At 51.8% G+C, this 23012-nt stretch carries 20 protein-coding genes; 3 read left to right on the forward strand and 17 right to left on the reverse strand.

What is annotated here, in order from left to right:
- Positions 1–122: 122 nt before the first annotated feature.
- The 14 genes from ACI48K_RS00500 to cobD form a co-directional block, all read right to left on the reverse strand.
- Positions 123–1724: a methyl-accepting chemotaxis protein gene (locus ACI48K_RS00500; RefSeq protein ID WP_475025600.1), complete on the reverse strand. Its 1602-nt coding sequence runs from the start codon at positions 1722–1724 to the stop codon at positions 123–125.
- Positions 1725–1890: 166 nt separating this feature from the next.
- Positions 1891–2682: a TIGR03915 family putative DNA repair protein gene (locus tag ACI48K_RS00505; protein ID WP_475025601.1), complete on the reverse strand. Its 792-nt coding sequence runs from the start codon at positions 2680–2682 to the stop codon at positions 1891–1893.
- Complete coding sequence (locus ACI48K_RS00510) at positions 2661–3980, reverse strand: putative DNA modification/repair radical SAM protein (RefSeq protein WP_475025602.1); 1320 nt, start codon at positions 3978–3980, stop codon at positions 2661–2663. Before ACI48K_RS00510 ends, ACI48K_RS00505 begins: the two co-directional genes overlap by 22 nt.
- A 48-nt stretch (positions 3981–4028) precedes the next feature.
- Complete coding sequence (locus ACI48K_RS00515) at positions 4029–4985, reverse strand: TRM11 family SAM-dependent methyltransferase (protein WP_475026026.1); 957 nt, start codon at positions 4983–4985, stop codon at positions 4029–4031.
- A 988-nt stretch (positions 4986–5973) separates the two neighbouring features.
- Positions 5974–7182 (reverse strand): response regulator transcription factor, encoded by a 1209-nt coding sequence (locus tag ACI48K_RS00520; RefSeq protein WP_475025603.1) that lies wholly within the window; start codon positions 7180–7182, stop codon positions 5974–5976.
- Positions 7179–8945, reverse strand: a complete 1767-nt coding sequence (locus tag ACI48K_RS00525) for a cache domain-containing sensor histidine kinase (protein ID WP_475025604.1) — start codon at positions 8943–8945, stop codon at positions 7179–7181. The genes ACI48K_RS00520 and ACI48K_RS00525 overlap by 4 nt, the downstream gene beginning before the upstream one ends.
- A gap of 79 nt (positions 8946–9024) precedes the next feature.
- Positions 9025–9849: a carbohydrate ABC transporter permease gene (locus ACI48K_RS00530; RefSeq protein ID WP_475025605.1), complete on the reverse strand. Its 825-nt coding sequence runs from the start codon at positions 9847–9849 to the stop codon at positions 9025–9027.
- A gap of 18 nt (positions 9850–9867) precedes the next feature.
- Complete coding sequence (locus ACI48K_RS00535; protein WP_475025606.1) at positions 9868–10758, reverse strand: carbohydrate ABC transporter permease; 891 nt, start codon at positions 10756–10758, stop codon at positions 9868–9870.
- A gap of 94 nt (positions 10759–10852) precedes the next feature.
- Positions 10853–12199 carry an extracellular solute-binding protein gene (locus tag ACI48K_RS00540; RefSeq protein ID WP_475025607.1) on the reverse strand — a complete coding sequence of 449 codons (1347 nt, stop codon included), beginning with the start codon at positions 12197–12199 and terminating at the stop codon, positions 10853–10855.
- 368 nt (positions 12200–12567) lie between these two features.
- Complete coding sequence (locus ACI48K_RS00545) at positions 12568–13464, reverse strand: MsnO8 family LLM class oxidoreductase (protein WP_475026027.1); 897 nt, start codon at positions 13462–13464, stop codon at positions 12568–12570.
- A gap of 95 nt (positions 13465–13559) precedes the next feature.
- Positions 13560–14150, reverse strand: a complete 591-nt coding sequence (locus tag ACI48K_RS00550) for a histidine phosphatase family protein (RefSeq protein WP_475025608.1) — start codon at positions 14148–14150, stop codon at positions 13560–13562.
- Positions 14151–14173: 23 nt separating this feature from the next.
- Positions 14174–15145, reverse strand: coding sequence for an adenosylcobinamide-phosphate synthase CbiB (gene cbiB / locus ACI48K_RS00555; protein ID WP_475025609.1), 972 nt, complete (start codon positions 15143–15145; stop codon positions 14174–14176).
- Positions 15142–15879, reverse strand: coding sequence for an adenosylcobinamide amidohydrolase (locus ACI48K_RS00560; protein ID WP_475026028.1), 738 nt, complete (start codon positions 15877–15879; stop codon positions 15142–15144). The genes cbiB and ACI48K_RS00560 overlap by 4 nt, the downstream gene beginning before the upstream one ends.
- The gene (cobD, locus tag ACI48K_RS00565; protein WP_475025610.1) at positions 15876–16973 is read right to left on the reverse strand and encodes a threonine-phosphate decarboxylase CobD; all 1098 of its coding nucleotides are present in this window, start codon (positions 16971–16973) and stop codon (positions 15876–15878) included. The genes ACI48K_RS00560 and cobD overlap by 4 nt, the downstream gene beginning before the upstream one ends.
- 229 nt (positions 16974–17202) lie before the next feature.
- Here cobD and ACI48K_RS00570 point away from each other — a divergent pair, with 229 nt between their 5' ends.
- From ACI48K_RS00570 to ACI48K_RS00580, 3 genes are all read left to right on the forward strand, one after another.
- On the forward strand, positions 17203–18207 hold the full coding sequence (locus ACI48K_RS00570; RefSeq protein WP_475025611.1) for a lipoate--protein ligase: 1005 nt from the start codon (positions 17203–17205) through the stop codon (positions 18205–18207).
- Between the two features lie 41 nt (positions 18208–18248).
- A complete protein-coding gene (locus tag ACI48K_RS00575) occupies positions 18249–19151 on the forward strand; it encodes a DMT family transporter (protein WP_475025612.1) in 903 nt (300 codons plus the stop codon).
- Positions 19152–19212: 61 nt separating this feature from the next.
- Positions 19213–20022 (forward strand): Cof-type HAD-IIB family hydrolase, encoded by an 810-nt coding sequence (locus ACI48K_RS00580; protein ID WP_475025613.1) that lies wholly within the window; start codon positions 19213–19215, stop codon positions 20020–20022.
- A gap of 32 nt (positions 20023–20054) precedes the next feature.
- Here the strand turns inward: ACI48K_RS00580 and ACI48K_RS00585 are convergent, their stop codons facing one another.
- The 3 genes from ACI48K_RS00585 to ACI48K_RS00595 all read right to left on the reverse strand — a co-directional run bounded on the left by ACI48K_RS00585 (position 20055) and on the right by ACI48K_RS00595 (position 23012).
- Positions 20055–20825 carry an MBL fold metallo-hydrolase gene (locus tag ACI48K_RS00585; RefSeq protein WP_475025614.1) on the reverse strand — a complete coding sequence of 257 codons (771 nt, stop codon included), beginning with the start codon at positions 20823–20825 and terminating at the stop codon, positions 20055–20057.
- 128 nt (positions 20826–20953) lie between these two features.
- Positions 20954–22018, reverse strand: coding sequence for a sulfate/molybdate ABC transporter ATP-binding protein (locus ACI48K_RS00590; protein ID WP_475025615.1), 1065 nt, complete (start codon positions 22016–22018; stop codon positions 20954–20956).
- A gap of 397 nt (positions 22019–22415) precedes the next feature.
- The gene (locus ACI48K_RS00595) at positions 22416–23012 is read right to left on the reverse strand and encodes a TetR/AcrR family transcriptional regulator (protein WP_475025616.1); all 597 of its coding nucleotides are present in this window, start codon (positions 23010–23012) and stop codon (positions 22416–22418) included.

Here is a 23012-nt window from a genome sequence, read left to right on the forward strand (position 1 = left end):
GCTGACAATATGAAAAAGTTAAGATTTTAACTTTCGCCTGCCGGGAAACTTCCCGCTTCCCTTTGCTTCACGCAAAAAACGAATTTTGAAATCTTTGTTTCCGCGTATTCCCATAACCTTCTTCAGGACTCCACCGACAAATCCGCCCCGAGCACGCCGATGACGGAGCCTTCCTTCAAAATCGGCACGGCAAGCGTCATGCAGCGGCGTTTGGAAATCGCCGATACGTATGCTTCCGAGAGCACCGTTTCCCCCTGCATGGCCCGTTTGAACCACTCCCTGCCTTTGGCGGTCACGAGTCCCGCCTCCGGAATCGAGACTACAAACGTGCCATCCGAACGATTCGTCCAGGCCGCCTCCAGAACCTCTTCTCTATTGAGCAGTTTTAGTAAAGCCGAGCGGTGCTCCTGCTCCATCATTCCCGTAAATGCCGGTTGAACCGATTCCTCCAAAAGCATTTGCGCATAAGACTGCCCCATTTCAAGCACACGTCCGGAGCTCTCAGCCGTAACATCCCCATTGTCCCTTATCGTATCCAGCGAAGCCATTAAATCGGCCGACGCCTTGTCGAGACCGCGGGCAACGCTTTGCAGTTTGAAGGTATATTCCCGCTGCGTTTCCATTCGCGACAGCGCCCCCTCCACGTGGGAAATGCTGCGATTCAGCGCTTCGTGTACTTCTCCAATCATACTTTCCATGTTTCTGGTCAACGCGGCCTGCTCCTGGCTTCGAAGCCCCGTTTCCGCCACGAGTCCATCCACCGCCGTCACCTCTTCGGTGATGAAGCGTATATCTTCGCCCATCCGCTTCATGATCGAGATTACCTCCATCGATGAGCTTTTCCCTGCACTCAGGGTTTCTTTGACCCGCTCCACTTCTTCCCCGATTCGTTTAAATAAAGGCGCGGAATGGCTGATGGCTTGTCCGCTCTGTTCGGACAGCTGACGCATCCGGACGGCTACAACGTCGAAGCCCTTGCCCTGATCGCCAAAACGGGCCGCTTCGATGGAGGCGTTCAGCGCAAGCAATGCGACCTGACCGGAAATATCTTCCATTTCTCGATACAATGTGCCTAAGGCGCGAACGGTCTTCTCCAAGTCCTCCATGGGACCCGCGATCGACTGCTGGGAATCGGCCAGCGAGCGAATCGTTCCGTCTACCGTCGCCAAGGCTTCCGTGATGCGCGAAGCCTCGCTTTTGGCCTGATCGCTTCGCACATGAAGCAAGTCGGCCGATTCTTGAATGAGCGTTGCGGAGGCCGCTACCTCTCCCATAGCGGCCAAACTTTCCTGTACCTGCTCCAGGGAACGTTCACTACTTTGCTTGAGCTTCAAATCTTCGCTGGAAGCCGTGTCGGCCAGCAGTTGCAGCTGCTCGATGCTGCCATTCACCTCGCTGACCGCCGCCTGAAGCCGGTCTGCCGCGACCAGCGATTCATTGGCGATGACCGCCCAGTTTGTCTCGGAAAGATGATCCGTTTCCCCCGCCTTCTTCATATCCGCCGCTTCCGGTCCTTTGCCTTGCAATCGATCGGATGAAACGCTCCTTCCAAGAGCAAGCCCGCGATCCCCGATCCAAAGCGCTCCAAAGCAAATAAACGTTAAAATAGCCAAAAGGTCGATATACCATGGTGAAGCTTGCCATAACGTACCCACAGTCAGAATCAACGCGATTCCCGCACCAAACGGAACCGAGCTTTTAACCGAAAAACGGACCAGTTTCATCTTCCCTACCCCCAATATGTAAGTTTATCTTACATTATAGAATAGGCCAAAAGACATATAAAGGGGGGATATAAGAAAATAATGCGAAAAAAGCAGAGAATTCTCATCATTCTCCGCCCCGACATTACATACTATGTTATATATAGGTAATTATTTCGTTGTTGTACTATTTCAGCTTTTTAACCGAAACGCTATCCGCAAATTCGGTCAAATGAGACCAGTAGCGTTTCGGCATATTTGACATGCGCAGCGCGGGGTTTATCCTTTCTTTAATGGCGACCGTGTCATAGAATCGCTTCCACAGACGGCGGTAAGCCTTTTCCGAATCGTCCGCTTCCGGCAGCGTAAGCTCATCAATTTCCACAATTTCGGCCTTCGCCGGCTTCCCGTCCCGGGGCGGCTGGTGGACCAATGCCATACCGTGGGTTTTGTCGTAAATCATAAAGTATTCACCGCGGAAACGATCACAAAAATGCTCCGCCAATAGAGGCAGCACCTCGTTCTCCGGTTCGATCACCGCAGCAAGCACTTGATCATACACGGAAAACCGCACAAATCCAGTTAGCTTATGACTTTCCATTTCCAGCCGTCGAACCGCTTTCTGCAAAGGATACACCCGATCATCGGCGAGCTTGTCCATGACCGTGGCCCCATCGGAAAAGCCCAGCCGTAAAAAGCGGTAAATGATCATTTCCTTTTGTTTTGCACAGCTCAAAAAGCCCAGCCGCACCAAGCGCTGAGCCGCAGGAGAAATGTTTCGGGCGATTCCTGTGTATACCCTCCCGGCTTTTTTCGGATCCGTCTCGATGGTTTTTCCGGGAAACAACGAATATTCCGGCTCATTCGCCGAACGAATATCCATAGGAATCTCTTTCATGTCGAAACTCTCGAATACGCAGCACATCAATCCATCAAAACTGCCGTCGTACTCATAGATCAGATCGCTCCGCCAAGACATTGAATCACGTCCTTCCCGTTGATCGCCAGGGACGGGTCGTCATTGAACAGCGTCAATTGTTCCACCTGCGGTTGCGGCAGCAGCTTTTTCATCTCCTTGTCGGATAGAAGCGACCTTACGATCGTATTTTGGCTTACCTTTAATCCCTCCAGCGTTTTGCCGCCGCAAGTGATGAAATACTGAGCCCGCTTCAAGACGACGCCAAGCTTCTTCAGCGACGCGAAGTCCAAAGTCCCGCTCTTTCTCGCTTTTACGATGCGCTGGGCACTTCGAACGCCGATTCCAGGGACGCGAAGCAGCCGCTCGTAGGGAGCCCGGTTGATTTCCATGGGGAAATACTCCATATGGCGAAGCGCCCAATTGCATTTCGGATCCATCAGCGGATTAAAATCGGGACTGCCCTCGTCCAGCAGTTCCTTTGCTTCAAAACCGTAAAATCTGAGCAGCCAATCGGCTTGATACAACCTATGCTCGCGGAGCAGCGGAGGCTTACTGTCCAGCGAAGGGAGTAAAGAATGCTCCATCACCGGGGTATAAGCGGAATAATACACTCTCTTCAAGCTGTATTTCTTATATAAAGCTTCGGTCAACGTCAAGATTTTAAAATCCGTGTCCGGTGTCGCGCCAACGATCAGTTGGGTGCTCTGACCGGCCGGTACAAATTTCGGAGTATGCTTATACTTGACGATATCCGTGCAGTTCTCATTGATGCCTTGCTTGATGACCGACATCGGCTTCAAAATGGATTCTTTCGTCTTGTCGGGCGCGAGAAGCTGCAAGCTTTGCTGTGAAGGCAGCTCAATGTTGACGCTCATCCGGTCGGCCAGCAGTCCCAGCCGGGAGATCAGAGCCGGATCGGCACCGGGAATGGCTTTGACATGAATATAACCGCCAAACTGATGTTTTCCCCGCAGCAGCGTAAGAGTACTGATGAGCTGCTCAGCAGTATAATCGGGGCTTCGCATGATCCCCGAACTGAGAAAAAGTCCCTCTATATAATTACGCCGATAAAAGTTCATCGTTAAATCGGCCAGTTCTTCCGGCGTGAAAATGGCCCGCTTCGTATCGTTCGATTTACGGTTTACGCAATACTTGCAATCAAAAATGCAGCAATTGGTAAGCAGCACCTTAAGCAGCGAGATGCAGCGCCCGTCCGCGGCAAAACTGTGGCATATCCCACAGGCCGCCGTGCTGCCCATGCCTCCGCTCGTCCCTTTCCGTTCCACCCCGCTGGAAGAGCAGGAAACATCATATTTGGCGGAATCCGTCAAAACGGTTAACTTGTCATACACATCCATAACGCGCGCCTCCTATGACCTAATTATACATAAGAACAAATGTTCTCGTCAAGTCAGCCAAACATTTCGCACGAAGCTGCCCTTGCTTATCGTACAGCGGTCCACAATATTCATCCCGGCGGCTTCTATGTCCCGTTCAAGCGGCTCGGTGGATACGATCACATTCCGGCCGCTTATCCGACGGATACTTGCCAGCATTCGTCCGCGTTCTTCCGGACTAAGCACCGAGCACAAATTGTATGGCATGTCCACGACAGCCGCGTCGTAACGCCCCTCAATCTCGTTCATGTCTCCGATCTTTACCAGCCCGGGATCCGAATATCCGAAATGACGCAGATTGATCCTTGCTCCCCGGACGGCTACCGGATTGACGTCTACGCCAACAATGTCGATCCCCATTGAGAGGGCCTCGATCAACACATTCCCCATGCCGCAGCAGGGGTCGATTGCCCGAATCCCCTGCGGGTCAGGTACCGAGATATTCACTAGCGCGCGGGCCACAGCCGTACTGAGTCCGGTTGAATAATTCTGCGGTTTGTTTTTATGCTGCAGCCAAACGGATTCGCCGTACCGGCAGACTCCAAACGTCCAGCGCCCTTCCCAGGAAAGCAGCCCGAAAATCACGTCCGGACGGCGCATCTCCGCTTTACCCTCAACTCGACCGCCCACCTGCCGTTCCAGCTCCCTCTGCTCCTCATAACTGCGCGGATCGCCGTTTTTGATATAAACGACCTTGAAGGTATCCTCCGGCAGCCGGATTTCGCTTGCCTGCTCCAGCAGCGCCTCCCATGAATCGGCCGTGTACAGCACGTCAAGCCGGAACGAAATAAAAGGGCTCCGATCCGGTTCGATTCTCAAATCCGTGTCCACCAAAGAAGCCCCAGGCTGCTTTCCGAACAACGCTCGCAGTTCCATCAAGCACAGCTCCCGGTCATTGTCGTGGCAGGCGTATGCATAGATGTACCGCTTCGGGCCATAAGCATATTTTGCCCAAAGATGCTCCATATTTGTCACGTTAGCATCATCCCTTTCCATCCCCATTGCATCGCTAATCCTTTTTTCCCAAGAAGAAGAGGTTGTCTCAAAAGTCCTCGATGGCGGCTTTTGAGACAACCTCTAAAACTTATTATGACAAAGGGCGGAGAAACCCAGACGGATTGTAACGGCGGTTCCTCCTGTCAGATCGCGGTTAATAAATTTCAGTTATCCGGCGGCGGATTAACTTCGAGGATTTACGTTAACACAAGTCAGAACGAAGGGGCTGCTATGGTCAAAGGCACTCCTAAAACACCGCTTCCCTCCGACACTTAAAATAGCGGTCATTTATAGCCTTATTTCTGCGGGGATGTCTCATTCTGAAGAAATAGCGCCGTTTTATGGCCTTATTTCTTCGGAAGAGTACCTTTTCCCCTCGGTTTTGGACGTTTTGCCGAAAATAGGCCCCTTTTGGACCGCTATTATCAGGAAAATACGATTTCCAAGTGGAATAAGACCATTTTGTATCGTTATTCCATACCGGTATTCAAGAAATCGCCGTTTGCCGTTCTGGGTTGTTCCCGGATCAGGCAGATCAGGCCTGGCCTGATCCGTTCAGCGCCGCCTCCTTCGCGCAGCGAAAGCAAAGCAGGCGTGGCCCGAATCCGATAGGGCTGACCTTTTCAGTTAGCTGAACGGTTCGTCACATAAGCTAATTTTCTTTTGGAACAGCCTCTTTTTGTGATACTATGAAATCCATAATCAGGAATTATCCGGATGAGGAGGTCTTCGTCATTTCAATCCGCATAAAAAAATGGGTTCTCGGCATTCTGGCTTGCTGGGGAATATTTAGAATCCTGCTGTTTCTTCTCAAGGATGTCCTGTTTCAATATGTTAAAGTCCCCGAACCTTATGACATTCCCGTCCAAATGGCCGGAATGGGGCTGATCGTATTGCTCTCGCTTATTTTCACGGCCCTGCTGATCCAAGATCGGAAGCAATGAAGAGCAGCCTCAAGCTACTCCTGCGTGCCGCCTCTGGCCATCAAAATGTTGATGTTTTGCTGCTGGCGGTATTCGTTCGGGGTCATCTGGTATTTCTTGCGAAACATTTGAGTGAAATGACGCATGTCCTGATACCCGATATACTCCGCGATTTCGGCCAGCTTGAGCTTCGGATTCAGGAGTAATTGCTTGGCTTGCTCCAGCCGCAGCGAGGTCACATACTCCTTATATCCCTGACCGACCTTTTGCTTGAACAATTGGCTGAAATAGGCCGGATTCAGAAATACGACGGAAGCGACCTTCTCCAAAGAAAGATCCTCGTTATAATGCTCCTTGATGTATTGCAAAGCGACTTCAATCGCTTTCTCGCCGCTCCCCTTGAGCGGTTCAAGCTCGATAACCTGCGTATCGGAGGCCTGTTTCATCCGCATAACCACCTGCGGAACGGTCTTGAAATCATGATTAAGTCCGGAATGGATGATATGAAAAGGCACTTTCAGGTAGTGCTTCAAGTGGTCCTTCACTTCCTCCTGGAACACCTCGATCTTGGCGTTTTCCTTAGGAGCGATCAGGCCAAGCAAGCTTTGGCGGTCATAGCTCACGACAAAACCGCGTCCATGCCGTTCGATCAGCTCGGAGAGCACATTCTCCACGATAAAATGCTCCAGGCGGATACTTTTCTCTCCCGCGTCCATCTGAACCATAATCAAATAAAAGTTGAGATAATCCTCGATGAACGGACCGATATCCAGATTTCCGATGTCCAAACCCGAAGCAAGCCGCTGGAAAACGCCTTCCCGCAAATATTTCAGATTGGCCTTCAGCAGTTCCTCTTCCTTCGTAAACTCGCTTTCCTGCTGAATTTCTTCACCCAGACTATCGATGACCTCAAACAGACGATTTTTGCCGATCGGCTTCAGTAAATAGTCTCTTGCTCCAAGACGCACCGCCTCTTGAGCATACGAGAATTCACTGTGCGCCGAGATGACGACCCATTTCACGTAAGGATATTTTCGCTTCGATATCTTCATGAATTCCAACCCGTTCATGCCGGGCATTAGAATATCGGTAAGCACGATATCGATCCGCTGCTCCTCCATGATTTTGACGGCTTCTTCCGTTGAGGCCGCCACATGGACAAGGTAATCCGGGTAAATCCGTTTAATCGTTCGCTTGACGCCTTCCCGAATCGCCCGTTCATCGTCGGCAATCAGAATGTTCACGAATTAAAATCTCCTTCCTTTGGGAGCGGCAGCACGATGGCAACCTTGGTTCCTTCATCAGGAAAACTTTGAATTTCAAGCCCATAATCCTCACCAAACATATGCTTCAGCCTGCGATGCAGATTTTGCAGTCCGATCCCGCCTTTCCCGCCCTCTTTGGGAGCCTGGGAGTTCAGAGACTCAAGCAAATGCTCCAACTGCTCTGCATTCATTCCGTTGCCGTTATCCTCAACGATAATTTTCAATTTCTGCGCCTCTTCTTCTATATACAACTTTAATATACCCGGTCGTTCCAAAGATTCCAAGCCATGCTTCACCGCATTTTCAATGATCGGCTGCACCGCCATCTTCGGAATCCGGATATTCAGCCATTTTTCATCGATCAGCATCTCAATTTGCAGACGCCCCTCAAGCCGAATCTTGATGATCGTCAAATAATGCTTGATCTGCTCCAGTTCTTCCCGCAGCGTCACTTCCGCTCCGTCCTGCCATTGGCTGCTGTAACGGAACATGGAGGAAAGCGACAATACCAGCTCTCCCAGTTGATCGTTCCCTTTCTCATCCAGCATCCAGTAAATCATGTCCAAGGTATTGTACAGAAAATGCGGATTCACCTGGGATTGCAATGCGTGAAGCTCCGCATTCTTCTCGCTGACCGAGGAGATTTTGACCCGTTCGATCAATTCTTCAATCCGGTTAACCATTCGATTGAACGAAGCAACGAGAATGTTGATTTCCTGATAAGACGCAACGCTAAGCATTCCGCGGAAATTCCCGATTTCTACCTGCTTCATTTCACGGATCAACTTTTTCAGCGGCAAGGAAATCGTCCGGGAGACCATTGACGCAATCAGCGTGGAGACAATAATCAAAATGGAAATGACAACCAGCAGATATCGCTGCATCTGCATCAGTTCAACGTTGAGATCCTTGTCCGGCGTAATACTTACAACGGACCAATCGGAAAACGGCAATTTGGATGCGACGACCAGACGATTCGAGTCCTGCTTGACAACAACATCCTCGGAATCTTGAAGATGAGGGATTCCCTCCAGAACAGGCGCCGGATTAACCAGAGAGGAAACGACCTGGTTATTCTGATCCGTCAAATAAACCTGGCTGTGAACGCCCAGCTTCAAGTTGTTAAGCGCGTCCAAAATAGGCTGCGGATTGGTTTCGTACAGCACAACGCCAATCGGGCGATGCTCGTTCAAATCGTAAATTTGCCGCCCAAAGGCGAAAACCGGACTATCCTCAACTTGATCGATCAATGAATGCGGATAAACGCCAAGCCAAACCATTTTCCCGGAGGAAGTATGAAGCTGACGATACCAATCCTCCTGCCGGTAATCAGGATCAAGCACGTTCATGGAATTCCCGTAGTTATAAAGTTTACCCGTATCCGAAATGACATGGATGCCAACCAAGTCATCCCGGGAATAAAAAATCGCCCCGATAATATTCGTGATGCTCTGTTCATTGATGTAGGCAATCGCCGGCTCGTCCGTTTTCTCGTTGAGCAGACGAATCATCTCAAAGTTGTTGCTCAGCGACTTCGATAAGCTGTCGTAGCCTTGATACAGCAAGCTGAACAACCCTGCCGTTTGCGCAACGTTTTTCTGAGATAAATCGCTGATTTTTTCATGAAACTGCACAGTTGTCCGGTTATAGTAAAGCAGGCTAACTATCAGCAAAATCCCGGACATGCAAAAAAGAAACAGCAAGAACAAACGATGGTGAATGGAATGAAAACCATTAAACATTGGATTCATCTCCTCCATCTCAAGTCCAGGCTGCTTCTTTTATTATAAAACAGTTGTCAAAATGATTGCAACGCGTGAATCAACCTTTGACCGCGCCCGCTACCATACCTTTCGTAATTTGATTGGAAAGGAAGAAGTAGATCAGAATAACCGGCAATGCCCCCATAACCAGGAAGGCGCCGATGGCTCCGTAGTTGACGGAGTATTGGCTGACGAACGTATATACCCCAAACGGCAAGGTCTTCAGTCTTTCGGAAGAAATAAAGGTAGCCGCCAAGATATATTCGTTCCAAATATTGATGAAAGTCAGGATACACACCGTCATCATAGGCGGTACGGAGATCGGAAGAATGATGCTGCGGAAAATCCGGTAAACGCTCGCTCCGTCAATAAACGCCGATTCTTCGATTTCACCCGGGATCCCTTTCATAAATCCGCTGAGAATAAACACGGCTATCGGCGTCTGGAACGCGATATACGGCAAAATCAGCGACAAGTGCGTATTCAAAATATGCACATTTTTAAAGATGATCATCAGCGGAAGCAAAGTGGCCTGCATCGGGATCATCATTCCCATGAGGAAGACCGTCATAACCACATTGCCGTAGCGCCATTTAAATCTCGAAATCGCATAGGCGACCATCGAGCTCAAGATGATAACACAGACCATCGTAACCGCAGTAACGAGTACGCTGTTCGATAAGTATTTTAAATAACTTCCCGATTCGTAGGCGTCTTTATAATTATGCCATTGAAACACTTTCGGGAACGAGAAAAAACTGCCGCTCATAATCTCTTCGTTGGTTTTCAAGGAATAAAGCACCAACCAAAGAAGAGGGTACAATTGGGTGATTACAGGAATCGCGAAAAGAAGATACACGAGCCCTTTCTTGTATTTACGCATGATCGTGCACTCCTTTCCTTAGCTGTATTTTTTCTCGAGTTTATTGAAGAAGAAGTTGATAATAACCGTACATACCAGGCAGATGGCAACCAGGAAAGTGGCAATCGCACTGCCGTATCCGTATTTCAGAGACATGAACGAGCTGTTGTACATATGCGTCGAAATTACATCGGTCGCATGAGCCGGTCCGCCGGCGGTCATAACCATGACCAAATCGAACGCCTGCAAGGAACCGATAAACGCAAGCACAATCGATATTTTAAAGATAGGGACGATCAGCGGCAACGTAATGTAGCGGTCCGCTTTAAAGCCATCGGCCCCGTCAATTTTGGCCGCTTCATAAATTTCCTCAGGAATGTTTTGCACCCCGGTGTATTGAATCAGCAAGTGATAACCGAAATACTGCCAAAGGGAAACAATATAGAGGAAGTACATCGCGATTTTCGGCTCGGTCAACCAGCTATGAGTCCAGCTGTCAAGTCCGAGGGAAATCAGGATGCCGTTCAACATCCCGCCCATGGAAGCCGGGTTGTAGATCGTTTTCCAGAGTTGTCCGATAATAACGACGGACAAAATAACCGGTGTAAAATAAATCGATACCAGCGTATTCGCTCTCTTCAAGTGGCGGTTCAGTAAAATCGCCATCAACAAACAAAGCGGAATTTCCAGCATGGAAGCCACGGCGTACAACAGCGTATGCCGGACCGAAGGCCAAAATACAGGATCATGGTAAAACATGTTGCGGAAGTTATCAAAACCGATAAATTTTGCGGCGTTGATCCCGTCCCACTGCAGCAAACCGCTGTAAACAGAAACGATAATCGGAACAAACACAAGGCACACATACAACAACAGACATGGTATTACGAAGACGGCTATTGTGCGTGCGGGCACCTTCAGTACTTTCATCTCTCTCCGCCCTCCTCAATATAAATTCGATGCGAAGAAGCGCTTTAGGCCACTTCGCATCGATTCGGAAACATCAGTCAATCGTCTCTATAGTTTATTTATTGGCGTCAAATGCAGATTGATGTTCTTTAGCTACTTGAGCAGAGTCCACTTTTTGTACGAACAGGTTTTGAATGCTGCTGAGATGCGCTTGCGCAATAGCAGGGTTCATCGTGTTATCGAATGCCAGGTCGCCGCCTTTAACTTGGTTGAACAGATCGGCAATGTTGATAGCAAGGTCGGAGTAACCGGCTGCTTTCAAGTCGCCATCCACTTTTTGGCCAAGACCGATAGCATTTTTGTTTTCAAATTGTTTTTTCGGGAAGTTCAAGGCAAAGAAGTTCAAGAAATCTTTAGTTTCTTGCAAATGTGCGCTGTTTGCGGAGATTGCATATGCAGTCCCAGGAGCCAGCATGAATTCGTTAGGGTCGCCTTTACCGTCAACAGTCGGGAATTGGAATGCGCCAACTTTGCCTGCTACGGAAGAAGCATCGACTGCGCCGGTTTCCCAAGAACCGATTACCCACATAGCCGCTTGACCGGATTTGAAGATGTTACCGCCGGCGTTAGCGTCGATGGAAGTAGCGCCATCAGGGAATGCTTTAGCTTGTACCAGATCTTGGAAACGATCGACAGCTTCAATGAAAGCAGGATCTTCAAAAGTTTTCTTGCCGTCTTGAACGTCTTGCAGGAAGCCAGGGCCGCCATTCGTACGGAGCAAGATGTTCATGAACAGGAAGGAACCGGTCCAGGAGTCTTTTTCCCCGATAGCAAGAGGCGTAATGCCTTTAGCTTTGAGTGTTTTTACGTCTTGCAAGAATTCATCGAACGTTTTAGGAGTATCTTGAATTCCCGCTTGAGCGAACAAATCTTTGTTGTAGTAAACAACTTCGATATTGTTACCGTCAGGCAACGCGTATGTGTTTCCGTCGAAGCTGTAGTAGTCGAGCAGACCGGCTTGGTAAGTGTCTTTCAAACCGTTTTGATCCAGCATGTCATTCAGTGGAGCGAATAATCCTGCGTCAACAAAAGGTTTCATTTGAGCTGCAGGGTTAACCATCGTAATGTCAGGAATTTCTTTGGAAGCCGCTTGAGTTTTCAGCTTCACTTTTTGTTGGTCGGTATTCAATGTGTCCAGCTCAATGTGAACATTCGGATGAGCTTTTTCGTACTCGTCAACCAGTGCATGCACGGTTTTGTAAGACGGAGTCGAAGGGTCCGGATAAATGTTTTGGAACGTAAGCGTAACTTTCTTGTCGCTGCCACCGTTTGCAGCGGTATTGCCGCCATTGTTTGCAGCATTGTTTTCTTTGTTGCCGTTTCCGCAAGCTGCTAAGCTAAGACCGATAATCGCGGTTAAAGCAATTGCAGAAGTTTTCTTCAAAATGCTCTTTTTGACCATTGTTTCATGCCCCCTGTTTTTAGGATAAATAAATTATTACCCTTTTAAGCGCTTTCAACAAGGCAGGAAATTAAGAATTCAGGTTTGTTTTTTATAGATAGATAAAATCTGTCGTTTTCTCCCACTTCGTGGCATGCAAGGCAAGTAAGAATCAGGTGCCAAAAAATGAAGTAAACCTAAGATAATCGATTCCACGAGAAAAAAATCAGCGATAACATGGAAATATGTCGATAAATTATATGTTTTAGGCAGAAAACGATATTTTTCGGCGGAAAACGAGAAGAAAAACCAGCGTTTCGGTTTTCAATAAAACCAAACAAATCACCGGAGTCTTACACATTTATTGGATAAAATTACATAATTTTTTGCTAAATTCCTCTTGACAGCCGATAAGATTCTAATCGTTCACGAAAATCGGGGATAGGAGTCACGATCAAAAATTCATCATTCCGATAGAGTCCCTGCATTTCTTCCAGCTTGAATCTCACTTGTTCCGGCGTTCCGCAAATACCGCGAAAAGGCGATCCGCCACGACTCTCGAGTGTTTTCTCCGTTTTACCGACCAAGATCCGCAACTCATCCGGAGTTTTTGCGCAAATAACGCTCACGGCTAGAATTGTCCGAGGGACGGACCGCAAGAAAGAAGGCCGGAATGCTTCTTTATAGGTTTTCAAGATTTGTATTCCGTCGCTGTCGCTCATAAATTGCCCAAAAACGTAGCCGGTTCCGAGCTCCGCCGCATAACGGGCGCTTTTGAAGTTCGTCCCGAGCATCCACAATTCCGGAGGTGTTTCCGGTATCGGCCTGGCCACCACGGGATGGTCTTCATAGCGGTATCGATCCTGCAGAAGTGCGGACAGATCGGCAGCCAGCTGGGGATACCGGCTTACCCGTTCAAGATAATTTCCGCTTAACGCCATGGCCGCATGCGCTTCTCCGCCCGGCGCCCGGCCAATGCCCAGGTCAACTCTTCCTGGGTACAAGGCAGCCAGCAGTCTGAAAGATTCCGCCACCTTTAAGGGGCTGTAGTGCGGCAGCAAGACGGCTCCCGACCCAATCCGGATCCGGCTTGTGCGCGCTCCAATATGAGATAGAAGCACTTCGGGCGAGGTACAAGCAAGTCCGGTCATATCATGATGCTCCGCGGTCCAATAACGGCTGTATCCCCAATATTCGGCCTGTTGCGCCAGCGTGACGGCTTGCCGCAGCGCTTCTTCGCCGGCTCCCGCCAATTCGGGAACCAGATCCAAAACTCCAAGTATCATTTCATGATTGCCTGCCAAAAGCACCTTCCCCTTTCTTCTATAATAAATTGAACCAAAGATTTTAGCTTCTGCCAGCACATTTCAGACTCTTGTTTTCATGGGTTCAACTTATATAATTGCTTGAATGACAATCGGCTGATCCCGCCCGGGGGTAGCCGGGTATCCCAGAAGCCGGTTCCCGGCTGCAGCAAAGCGCGGGCCATTGAAATAACTCCGCCGTGGGTCACGATGAGTAAACGCACATGCGCCTCCGCTGCACTTAATGTGAAAGAATGGTGCCGGAGTTCTTCGCAAATTCCTGTTACCCGGGATTTAAATTCCTGCCAAGACTCGCCTTCCGGCGGCGTGTTTGTTTTCGGATTGTCGATCCACGAGCGGTACAGCAAATCGTCTTTGAGCGTTTCATACGTTTTGCCTTCCCAGGCGCCGAAGTTCATTTCCCGCAGACGGCTGTCGTACACGGCCTCGGGGACCAGATCGGGACGCGCGTAAGCAAGCGTCTCCCGGCAGCGCAGCAAATCGCTGGAATAAACGGCGGAAAAAGAGATGCCCGACAATTCCCCTTGCAGCGGCATCAAACCGCAGGATTCTCCGGGAAGCAGCGCGGGATCGCTATGCCCTTGATATTTTCGCTCAACGTTCCATGACGTTATGCCATGCCGAACGAGCCACCATTCGATCGTCATGCCTGTCCAGCCTCCTTCTTCACTTATACCCACCAAAAACCGCCGGACAACCAAACCCAAAGCCCTGTTCCCAGCAACACAAATACATTGGTCACAAAAAACATCAGCCGTGCCGTGCGGCGGATATCCTCCGGCTCCAGTTCGCGCGTCTTATCCCCCATGTGGGCCCGAAAAGACCGCACTCCATGATAGAAGTTCTCACCCCCGAGGCGAATGCCAAGCGCACCCGCCACCGCCGCTTCCGGATAACCGCTGTTGGGACTCGGGTGCGAGGTAGCGTCGCGGCGGACTGCCTTCCAGGCCCCATCGGCGTTCATCCTGAGCGCCCGTGAAGCCGCGATCAACAGCAAGGCAGTCAGTCTTGCCGGTATGTAGTTGGCTACATCGTCCAACCGGGCGGAGGCCCAGCCAAGATCGATGTATTTGTCGTTTTTGTAACCGACCATCGAATCGAGGGTATTGACCGCCCGATATGCCATGGCCAGCGGAGCGCCGCCGAGCAGCGCAAAAAACAGCGGCGACACGATGCCGTCGACGATGTTCTCGGCGACGGTCTCCACGGCGCCGCGCGTAATATCCGGCGGGTCCAGCTCCGCCGTGTCGCGGCCGACGATCATGCCAAGCGATCGTCTTGCTTCGGGCAGGTCGCCGCGCCGCAGGTGGCCGTACACGTCCATGCCGGCGTCACGCAAGCCCTTGGCCGCGATCGTCGTCCAGATGAGCGCGGCCTCGGCTGCGGCGGCCAGCCAAGGATTGACCTGGGCCAGGAGGCGCAGCGCGGCCCAGGTCAACGCAAAGCTGCCGCCGGCGACCAGCAGCGGCAGCAGCATCCCCGCCGCCCGGAAGCGGCGGGGCGGGACGAGGCGGCGGATGGCCGCCTCCAGCGCGGCGATCGCCCTCCCCATCCCAATGACGGGATGGGGCAGCCAGCGCGGATCGCCGAGCAGCCGGTCAAGCGCGTACGCGACCGGCAGAATCCACCACGCCGCCGTCATCGGCGTGCTCCCGCATCCGCCGCCGCGGCGCGCAGCGCTTCGCTCACGGCGGCGTACACCAGGCGGCCCACCGTGCCGCCAAGGTCCGTTGCGGTGCCCGCGTAGGCGTGCAGCAGCGGCCAATCCGGCCGCTGGCTCACGCCCAGCACGACCGCATCGGTCGTGGTGCCGGTGGCCGCAAGGCCATTCTCGGCGTCGCGCACGCCGAGATCGCCAAGCGCGGCCGTTTTGGCCTCGGTCGCCGTCATCACGGCATTGACCATCGCCGCCGGCGTCAGCCGGCCATCCACGGCCAGCAGCAGATTAATCGTTCCCGGCGTCCACGAGGCCGGGAACGTCGTTCGCCGAACGCCCGCCCGCGCGGCGTTCGACACCCCCGCCGTCGCGCAGCAGAAGACGGCGAAATCCCCGCTGCGCTCCTCCGCTACCGCAGCATGCTTCAATTGAACCGCCGTCAGCAGCCCGGCGGTTTCCTCCTGCGGATAGCCCCACGCGTCCAGCAGCACCGCGATATCCCGCTCCGGGTCGTCGCAGCGGTAGAATCGGTCAACATATATGTTGACCATTCGCTGAATCCGCCCCGGCCCTCCGCCAAAAACAGCGCTGCCGAGGCTGTCCAGCACTCCCGGCGCCTCCAGCAAAAGATGCCGCTCTCCGTAGATGAGCTTAAGCCCAGGCCATACCCCTGAAGCAAATTCCATACCTTTTTCCGCCCGCAAAAACGGCGTTGTCATTGCCCGGCACCTCCCAATACGTTTTCCAAAGCATCCAAGAGCTTGCGATTCGCGTTCCCGTCCTTCACGGCAATGCGGATATCCCCTTCGCCAAGACCCGGATACATCGCGCAGCTGCGCACCAGCACGCCGCGCCGCCCAAGCTCTGCCTGCATCGCAATCGCCGTCCACGGCTCCGGCAAGCGCACAAGCAGAAAATTGGCGGCGCCAGGCCATGTCCGGCAGCCGAGCCGCTCCAACTCGCCTCTAAGCAGCGCCCGCTGCTCCGCGATCAGACGGATCGTCGCTTCCTCATACTCCGCCCCCGAGCGCAGTGCCGCTTCTCCGGCCGCCAGCGCGAGCGCATTGACACTCCAGGTCACCTGCTTGTCCCGCATCTTCTTCGCCGTATCCGGATGCGCGATCGCATACCCCAGCCGCAGGCCGGGGATGGCGTAAAACTTCGTCATCGAGCGCACCAGAATCAGATGAGGATATCGCCCAAGCTCCGCAAGCAGCGTAACCCGATCTTGTTCGGGAATAAAATCGATAAAGGCCTCATCCAAGACCACGTACGTGCCGCTCTGTTCCCCCGCTGCGGCGAACCCCTGCAGCTTTTTCATACTGTACATAACCCCGTTCGGATTGTTAGGCTGTCCAACAAACACAAGATCCGTCTCTCCGATAAGCCGTTCAATCGCATCCGCGGAAGCTTTAAAATCCAATTCATCCGCCCCGTACACGGATCGCACCTCGGCTCCGAATTGCCTCGAGAGACTGCGGTACTCCGAGAAACACGGCTCGACGATCCCCACGGTTTCCGGCGCGATCGCAAGCAGCGCAAGCGCCATGTTCTCCGCGGCCCCATTGCCGATGACAAGCATCTCTTCTTCCACTTGATGACGCCGCGCCAATAAAGCGGTCAAACTCCGATGACCGGGATCGGGGTAACGCACGATGCTCGGGAGCGCTTGGCTTAACGCTTCAAGCAGCCCCGGCGGCGGTCCCAGCGGATTGATATTGGCGCTGAAATCCGTAAATTCACGGACCGGAATCCCATACCTCGCCGATGCCGTTTCCAGATCTCCTCCATGTCCGTATACCTCAAGCAGCATGTCAAACTCCCTCTTTTCCTGAACTTGTAGCCGTGATAGGTTCAATGCCCTCATTATGAAGTCGTCCCGTTTGCGCGTCAATCATATCCGCAGGTTTCGTCGTTTATCTCGATACAGGCTCCTGAGGCCCCTTCGCGCTCCGTTTTTCCTTTGGTTTCCGGGACAATTGGTTTACAATAGAATCATATGGACAGTTTAAACATTTTCGCACATTGGAGGATTGAGTCTCATGCTGTTTATCGATAACGAGGGAATAACCGATGCGTCGGTGAATCTGGCTATTGAAGAGTATGCGCTAAGACATCTGCCGCTGGAAGACGACAGCTATTTGCTTTTCTATATTAATGCGCCGTCGGTCATTATCGGGAAACACCAAAATACGATTGAAGAAATCAACACCGAATACATCAAGGAAAAAGGAGTGCAGGTCGTCCGCCGGCTATCCGGAGGCGGTGCGGTTTACCATGACCTCGGCAACCTGAACTTCAGCTTCATCACAAAAGACGACGGCCAGTCGTTCCATAATTTCCGCAAATTCACCGAGCCTGTCGTTCAAGCGCTTAAGTCGCTTGGAGTTAACGCGGAAATGACCGGCCGGAACGATCTGCAGGTCGGGGATCAGAAAATTTCCGGGAACGCCCAGTTCTCCACGCGAGGCCGGATGTTCAGCCACGGCACCCTGATGTTCAATCTGAACCTTGACGATGTACAAGCTTCGCTTCATGCGAATCCGGAAAAATTCAAATCCAAAAGCACTAAATCCGTACGCAGCCGCGTCGCCAACATCATTGATTTTCTGGACACGAAAATGACGATTGAGGAATTCCGCTCCGAGCTGCTTCGCCATATTTTCGGCATGGAGCCAAATCTCGTTCCCCAATACAAGCTCACAGAGACCGATTGGACCAAGATTCATGAAATTTCGCAGCAGCGCTACAAGAATTGGGATTGGAACTATGGACTGTCGCCGGAATCCAACGTAAAGCACGCCAAAAAATTCCCGGTCGGGATTATCGATCTGCGCATGAACATCAAGGACGGTCATATTCAGGACATCAAAATTTACGGCGACTTTTTCGGGGTAGGCGATGTCGCCGACATCGAAGACAAGCTGAGAGGGATTAAATATGAAGAAGCCGCCGTTCGTTCCGCGCTTCGGGATCTTGACGTGAAATACTACTTCGGCAATCTGGAGTTTGACGATCTCGTTGGGCTCGTATTCCTTGAAGAATAACCTTCGGCTTTGCCCGAAATCTTCGAAAGGAATGAGCATATTTGAATCGCAACCGCCTTGCCGACCTCAGCCTGCTATCCGTCGCGTTCATGTGGGGAAGCACCTTCCTGATCGTGCAGCACGCCGTAAAGGTGCTTCCGCCGCTGGCCTTCAACGGTATCCGATTTATCGGGGCAGCCTTGCTGCTGGCATTGATTATCGCCGCTTTCTATCGCCATGAATGGAAGGCGTTGTCCTGGCGGATGCTGGGACACGCTTTTATTTTGGGATCGTTCTTATTTTTGGGTTATGGCTTTCAGACCGTGGGACTTCTCTACACCACGACTTCGAACACCGGGTTTATTACCGGGTTATCGGTGGTGCTCGTCCCGTTTTTATCTTTAGTGATGCTGCGCCATCCGATCACTCGCTATACCTGGATCAGCGCTTTGCTGGCCGCCGCCGGCCTGTATTTTCTGACCTTTGCCGGGTCGGCCTTTAGCTGGAACCGCGGAGATTTCCTGGTGTTCCTGTGCGCGATCGCGTTTGCCCTGCATGTCGTTTACACCGGGGTATTTGCTCCCCGTTATCCGGCGCTGCCGCTGGCCGCACTGCAGATGGCCGTTGTGGGTGTCCTCAGCGTTATCGCGTCATTGCTGTTTGAGCATCCCGGTCCGGTCTCCGGCACATTGACCCGGCTGCTTCAACCCGAAGTGCTGCTCGCTCTGCTCGTATCAATCGGGCCAACCAGCGCGCTGGCGTTCTGGATTCAAACCGTTTGCCAGAAACATACCAGCCCTTCGCGGGTCGCCGTCATTTTCGCCATGGAGCCGGTCTTCGCCGCGTTTACCGGGGTTGGCTTCGGCGGGGAAACACTGGGTATCGCCGCGGTATTCGGCTGTCTTTGCATTTTTACCGGAATGATCCTCGCCGATCTAAAATCAGCGCCGGACACGGTACAATGATCCGTTTCGTTATGATATATTATTTCAAGTTATAAGAGAGAAAGCCAAAAGGAGAGAAACCATGTACAAACTGATTGCCATCGATATCGACGACACTTTGATCAATGACGATAAAGAGGTGACGCCCGCTACGCAGCAGGCGCTGGAGCAAGCGATTGCCCAAGGCGTCGTCGTCACCCTTGCCACAGGCCGGGCTTACGCCTCCGCCAAAAACGTCGCCCGCCAGACCGGTCTGAATGTGCCCATTATTACGTACCAGGGTTCCCTGGTCAAAAACCTGCTCGACGAGCGCGTCTTATACGAGCGTTATGTTCCGGTAGAAGCTGCGCGTAAGCTGTTCGAGTATTGCACCAAACGCGGCCTCCATCTGCAAACCTATATCGACGACAAGCTGTATGCCCGCGAGGAAAACCAGAAGCTGATTGATTACACAACGCTCAACAAAACGAAATATTACGTGGAGCCGGATTTCGCCAAGCTGGTGGTTCAGCCGACGCCGAAAATGCTCATTATCGACGAACCTGATTTTCTCGACCAAATTGCCCCTGAGCTTCGCGAACTGCTTGGGGATGAGGTGCACATCACGAAGTCGAAGCCGAATTTTCTGGAAATCATGCATCATGAAGGCACAAAAGGACATGCCCTGAAATTCCTCGCCGCCCATTTCGGCTGCGACCTGTCGCAAACGATCGCGATCGGCGATTCCTGGAACGACCATGAAATGCTGGAAGCCGCAGGTCTTGGCGTAGCCATGGGCAACGCGATCCCGGCATTGAAAGAACTCGCCGACTTCGTCACCTTAAGCAACAACGAGGATGGAGTCAAACACGTCATCGACAAGTTCGTGTTAAACGTGAACGCCGAAGCTTAAATCCCCGTTTCCCGGATGTAAGGCCGCTTTTGCTACTTGAGCAAAGCGGCCTTGTTCGTTTCGGCATACTCTATGTTCGGCGGAAGTCCATAATCCCGCCTTAGATCAATATCATGCGAGAGATGGGTAAAAAACGTCCGTTTCGGTTGCAATTCCCGAAGCAGCTCGAGTGCTTCAGTGACATCGTAGACCGATCTCGTTTTAAACTCCGCTTCCTCCAAATAAAAGCTGGTGCCCAGCACAAGAAGATCCAGGCCGAAAAGCGGTCGGCGCTGTTCCGGCGGCAGGGCGATGGAATCCGGGCAATATGCCCAGGCAAAACCGTTTTTATCGAAACGGTAGGCATAGGAGAAGCCATTTTTGCCGTGAAATACTTTCCATGTCCGAATACTCCAGCCTCCCAGCGTATCCCCCTGATTCAACGGATGCAAATCCAGATTGCGGTCAAGCCAGGGAAACTGCGAAATGATCGTATTCAGCACCTCCTGTGGACCGTACAACTGCCCCTTCCGGTCAAGCCAACGACAGGCGTCCGCCCACTCCGGCAATCCTCCGATATGGTCAAAATGGGCATGCGTAATCACAATCCGCTCCGCGAACCGTTGCCCCCGTCTTTCCATCGCGCCGCGCCAGTCCGGTCCGCAGTCGATCAGAAATGGTTCATCGCCGCATTCCACGGAAACGGAAGACCGGTATCTCCGATTAAGCCCGCCGTTTCTCGCCTCCTCGCACACCTCGCAGTCGCAATACACTCTCGGAACCCCCATTGCGTCGCCGGTTCCGAGAAATACTAGCTGATCCATCCTCCAGCAGCTCCCTTTGTGTTGCCGTTATTTCCTTGCCAAATGCACGGAGATCGTCTGAAGCGCGGCGGGATCGATATTGCCGTAAGTAGGCTCCACCGTTCATTTTTGCTTCCACGATTCGGCCCTCAAATGATCACTTCGAGCGGTTCGCGCTTCAGAGGATTCTCGAGGATCCAGCTGCGCTCTTCATTAAACAAGTATGCGCGGTGCACCAACACGCGAACCTCCTGACCGGGCGACAGCGTCTCCTTCTCCAGCGAACGGAATGTCGTTAGCGTATGCCCTCCGGTCTCCACTTCCACCAGCCATTCGCTCCCGCGAAAATGCAGATGCTTCACCACGCCCGGACTGGTGGCGGATAAAATCGTGAACTCGCGCTCCGTTCCGACTTCGATATATTCAGGACGAATGAGCGCGCGCGTAGCTGCCCCTCCTCCTTCTTCTTCAAAGCCCTTGATCGCGGACACCCGCTCCACCAGCGTGGATTGGCCGATAAACGAAGCGACGAACGGCGTGCTCGGCTTCTTGTAGATATCCCAAGGCGTCCCCTTCTGCTCCAATCGTCCTTGGTTAATGATCATGATTTCGTCGGCCACTTCGATCGCTTCTTCTTGATCATGAGTCACGAAAATCGAGGTGACTCCTACCCGCTCGATCAGCTCCCGCAGCCAGGAACGCAGCTCCTGGCGGATCTTTGCGTCGATCGCCGCAAACGGCTCGTCGAGGAGCAGCAGCTGCGGCTCCGGCGCCAATGCCCGGGCAAAAGCGACCCGTTGGCGCTGCCCGCCGGACAGCTGGTGCGGATAACGGTTCTCGAACCCCGTGAGTCCCGTAAGTTCAACCAGCTCCGTGACCCGTTCCCGAATCGCGGCCTTCGGAATCTTTTTCACCTTCAAGCCAAAGGCGATATTCTCGTACACGGTCATGTGCTTAAAAAGTGCATAGCTTTGGAAAACAAAACCGATTCCCCGATCTTGGGGCGCTAGCTCGTTGACTCGTTTTCCATGGAATAAAATTTCCCCTGCATCCGGCTGTTCGAGACCGGCCAACATCCGCAGAATGGAGGTTTTGCCGCCGCCGCTTGGGCCAAGGAGTCCGATCAACTGCCCTTTTTCGATGTGAAAGCCGACATCCTTTACGGCGTGAAAATTGCCGAAATGTTTATCGAGATGCTTTACCTCTACGTGCATTTTAAGTCACATCCTTTCGTGTATTTCAAAATGATCCGAGCTTCAGATTTTATATTTAATCACATTAAAATACTTGGATTAACGTCTTAAAGCCACTTTATCAAACCCGGGATGCCCCGTCAATCCAAAAGTCGCAGCATAAACACAAAAAGGAAGACGATTCGAAAAAACCGAGGAATTGCTGCTTGGACGCTGGCATGGTATTTATTTCTGAGAGTTCGGGTCCGCGCAGGCGCGAGCGCTTTGTTAAAGTCATAGGAGAAGCCTGAGTTCTTATGGGCAAAATAAAACCAGACGACACGACCGTGTCCATCCGGTTTATCCCAGCAATGCTATAAAGTGTCAAAGCTATGATGGTGTGAACGGGTAAAGCGCGAATGCAAAACAAAAACGTCTCCTATGACGTTAACCGATAACTGCTTTGGCTTAACATTTTCACATGGGCGATCGCAGCGGGCATGATCTCATCAAAGGTCAAATGATCCTGAATGTAAAACGAAACAAACCCATGCACCCCTAAAAACATACTCAGCGGAAGAGAAGGATTGTTTTCCAGCGGATGGCTTTCTTCCTGCAAAAAACGGCGGACAATGGAATCGAACATCTCGAAACATTTGGCCTGTTCGGTTCGACAATAAGCCAAAATTTCCTCGTCCCGGAGCATGAACATGATTTCATACTGATGCGGATGCTCAAGACCAAACTTGATGAACTCCAGCATCAATTGCTCCACCTTGGACAAGCCTTCGGCCGGCGGGCGTTTCGTAACCTGCTCATACAATTGCGACAGGGACTCGAAATCCTTGACCACGATCGCATAGAACAGTTCGGCTTTTTCCTTAAAGTGATAATAAAGCGAGCCGTGACTGTATCCCAAATGCTGGCCGATGCTTCTCATGGATATTCCGCGATAGCCTTTGGTAATGAACAAATGTCTCGCGGCGTCCATAATTCTCTCTCTCGACAACTCCTGATCTACTGCTCTTCTCGCCAT

It is taken from the genome of Paenibacillus terrisolis, assembly GCF_056171975.1.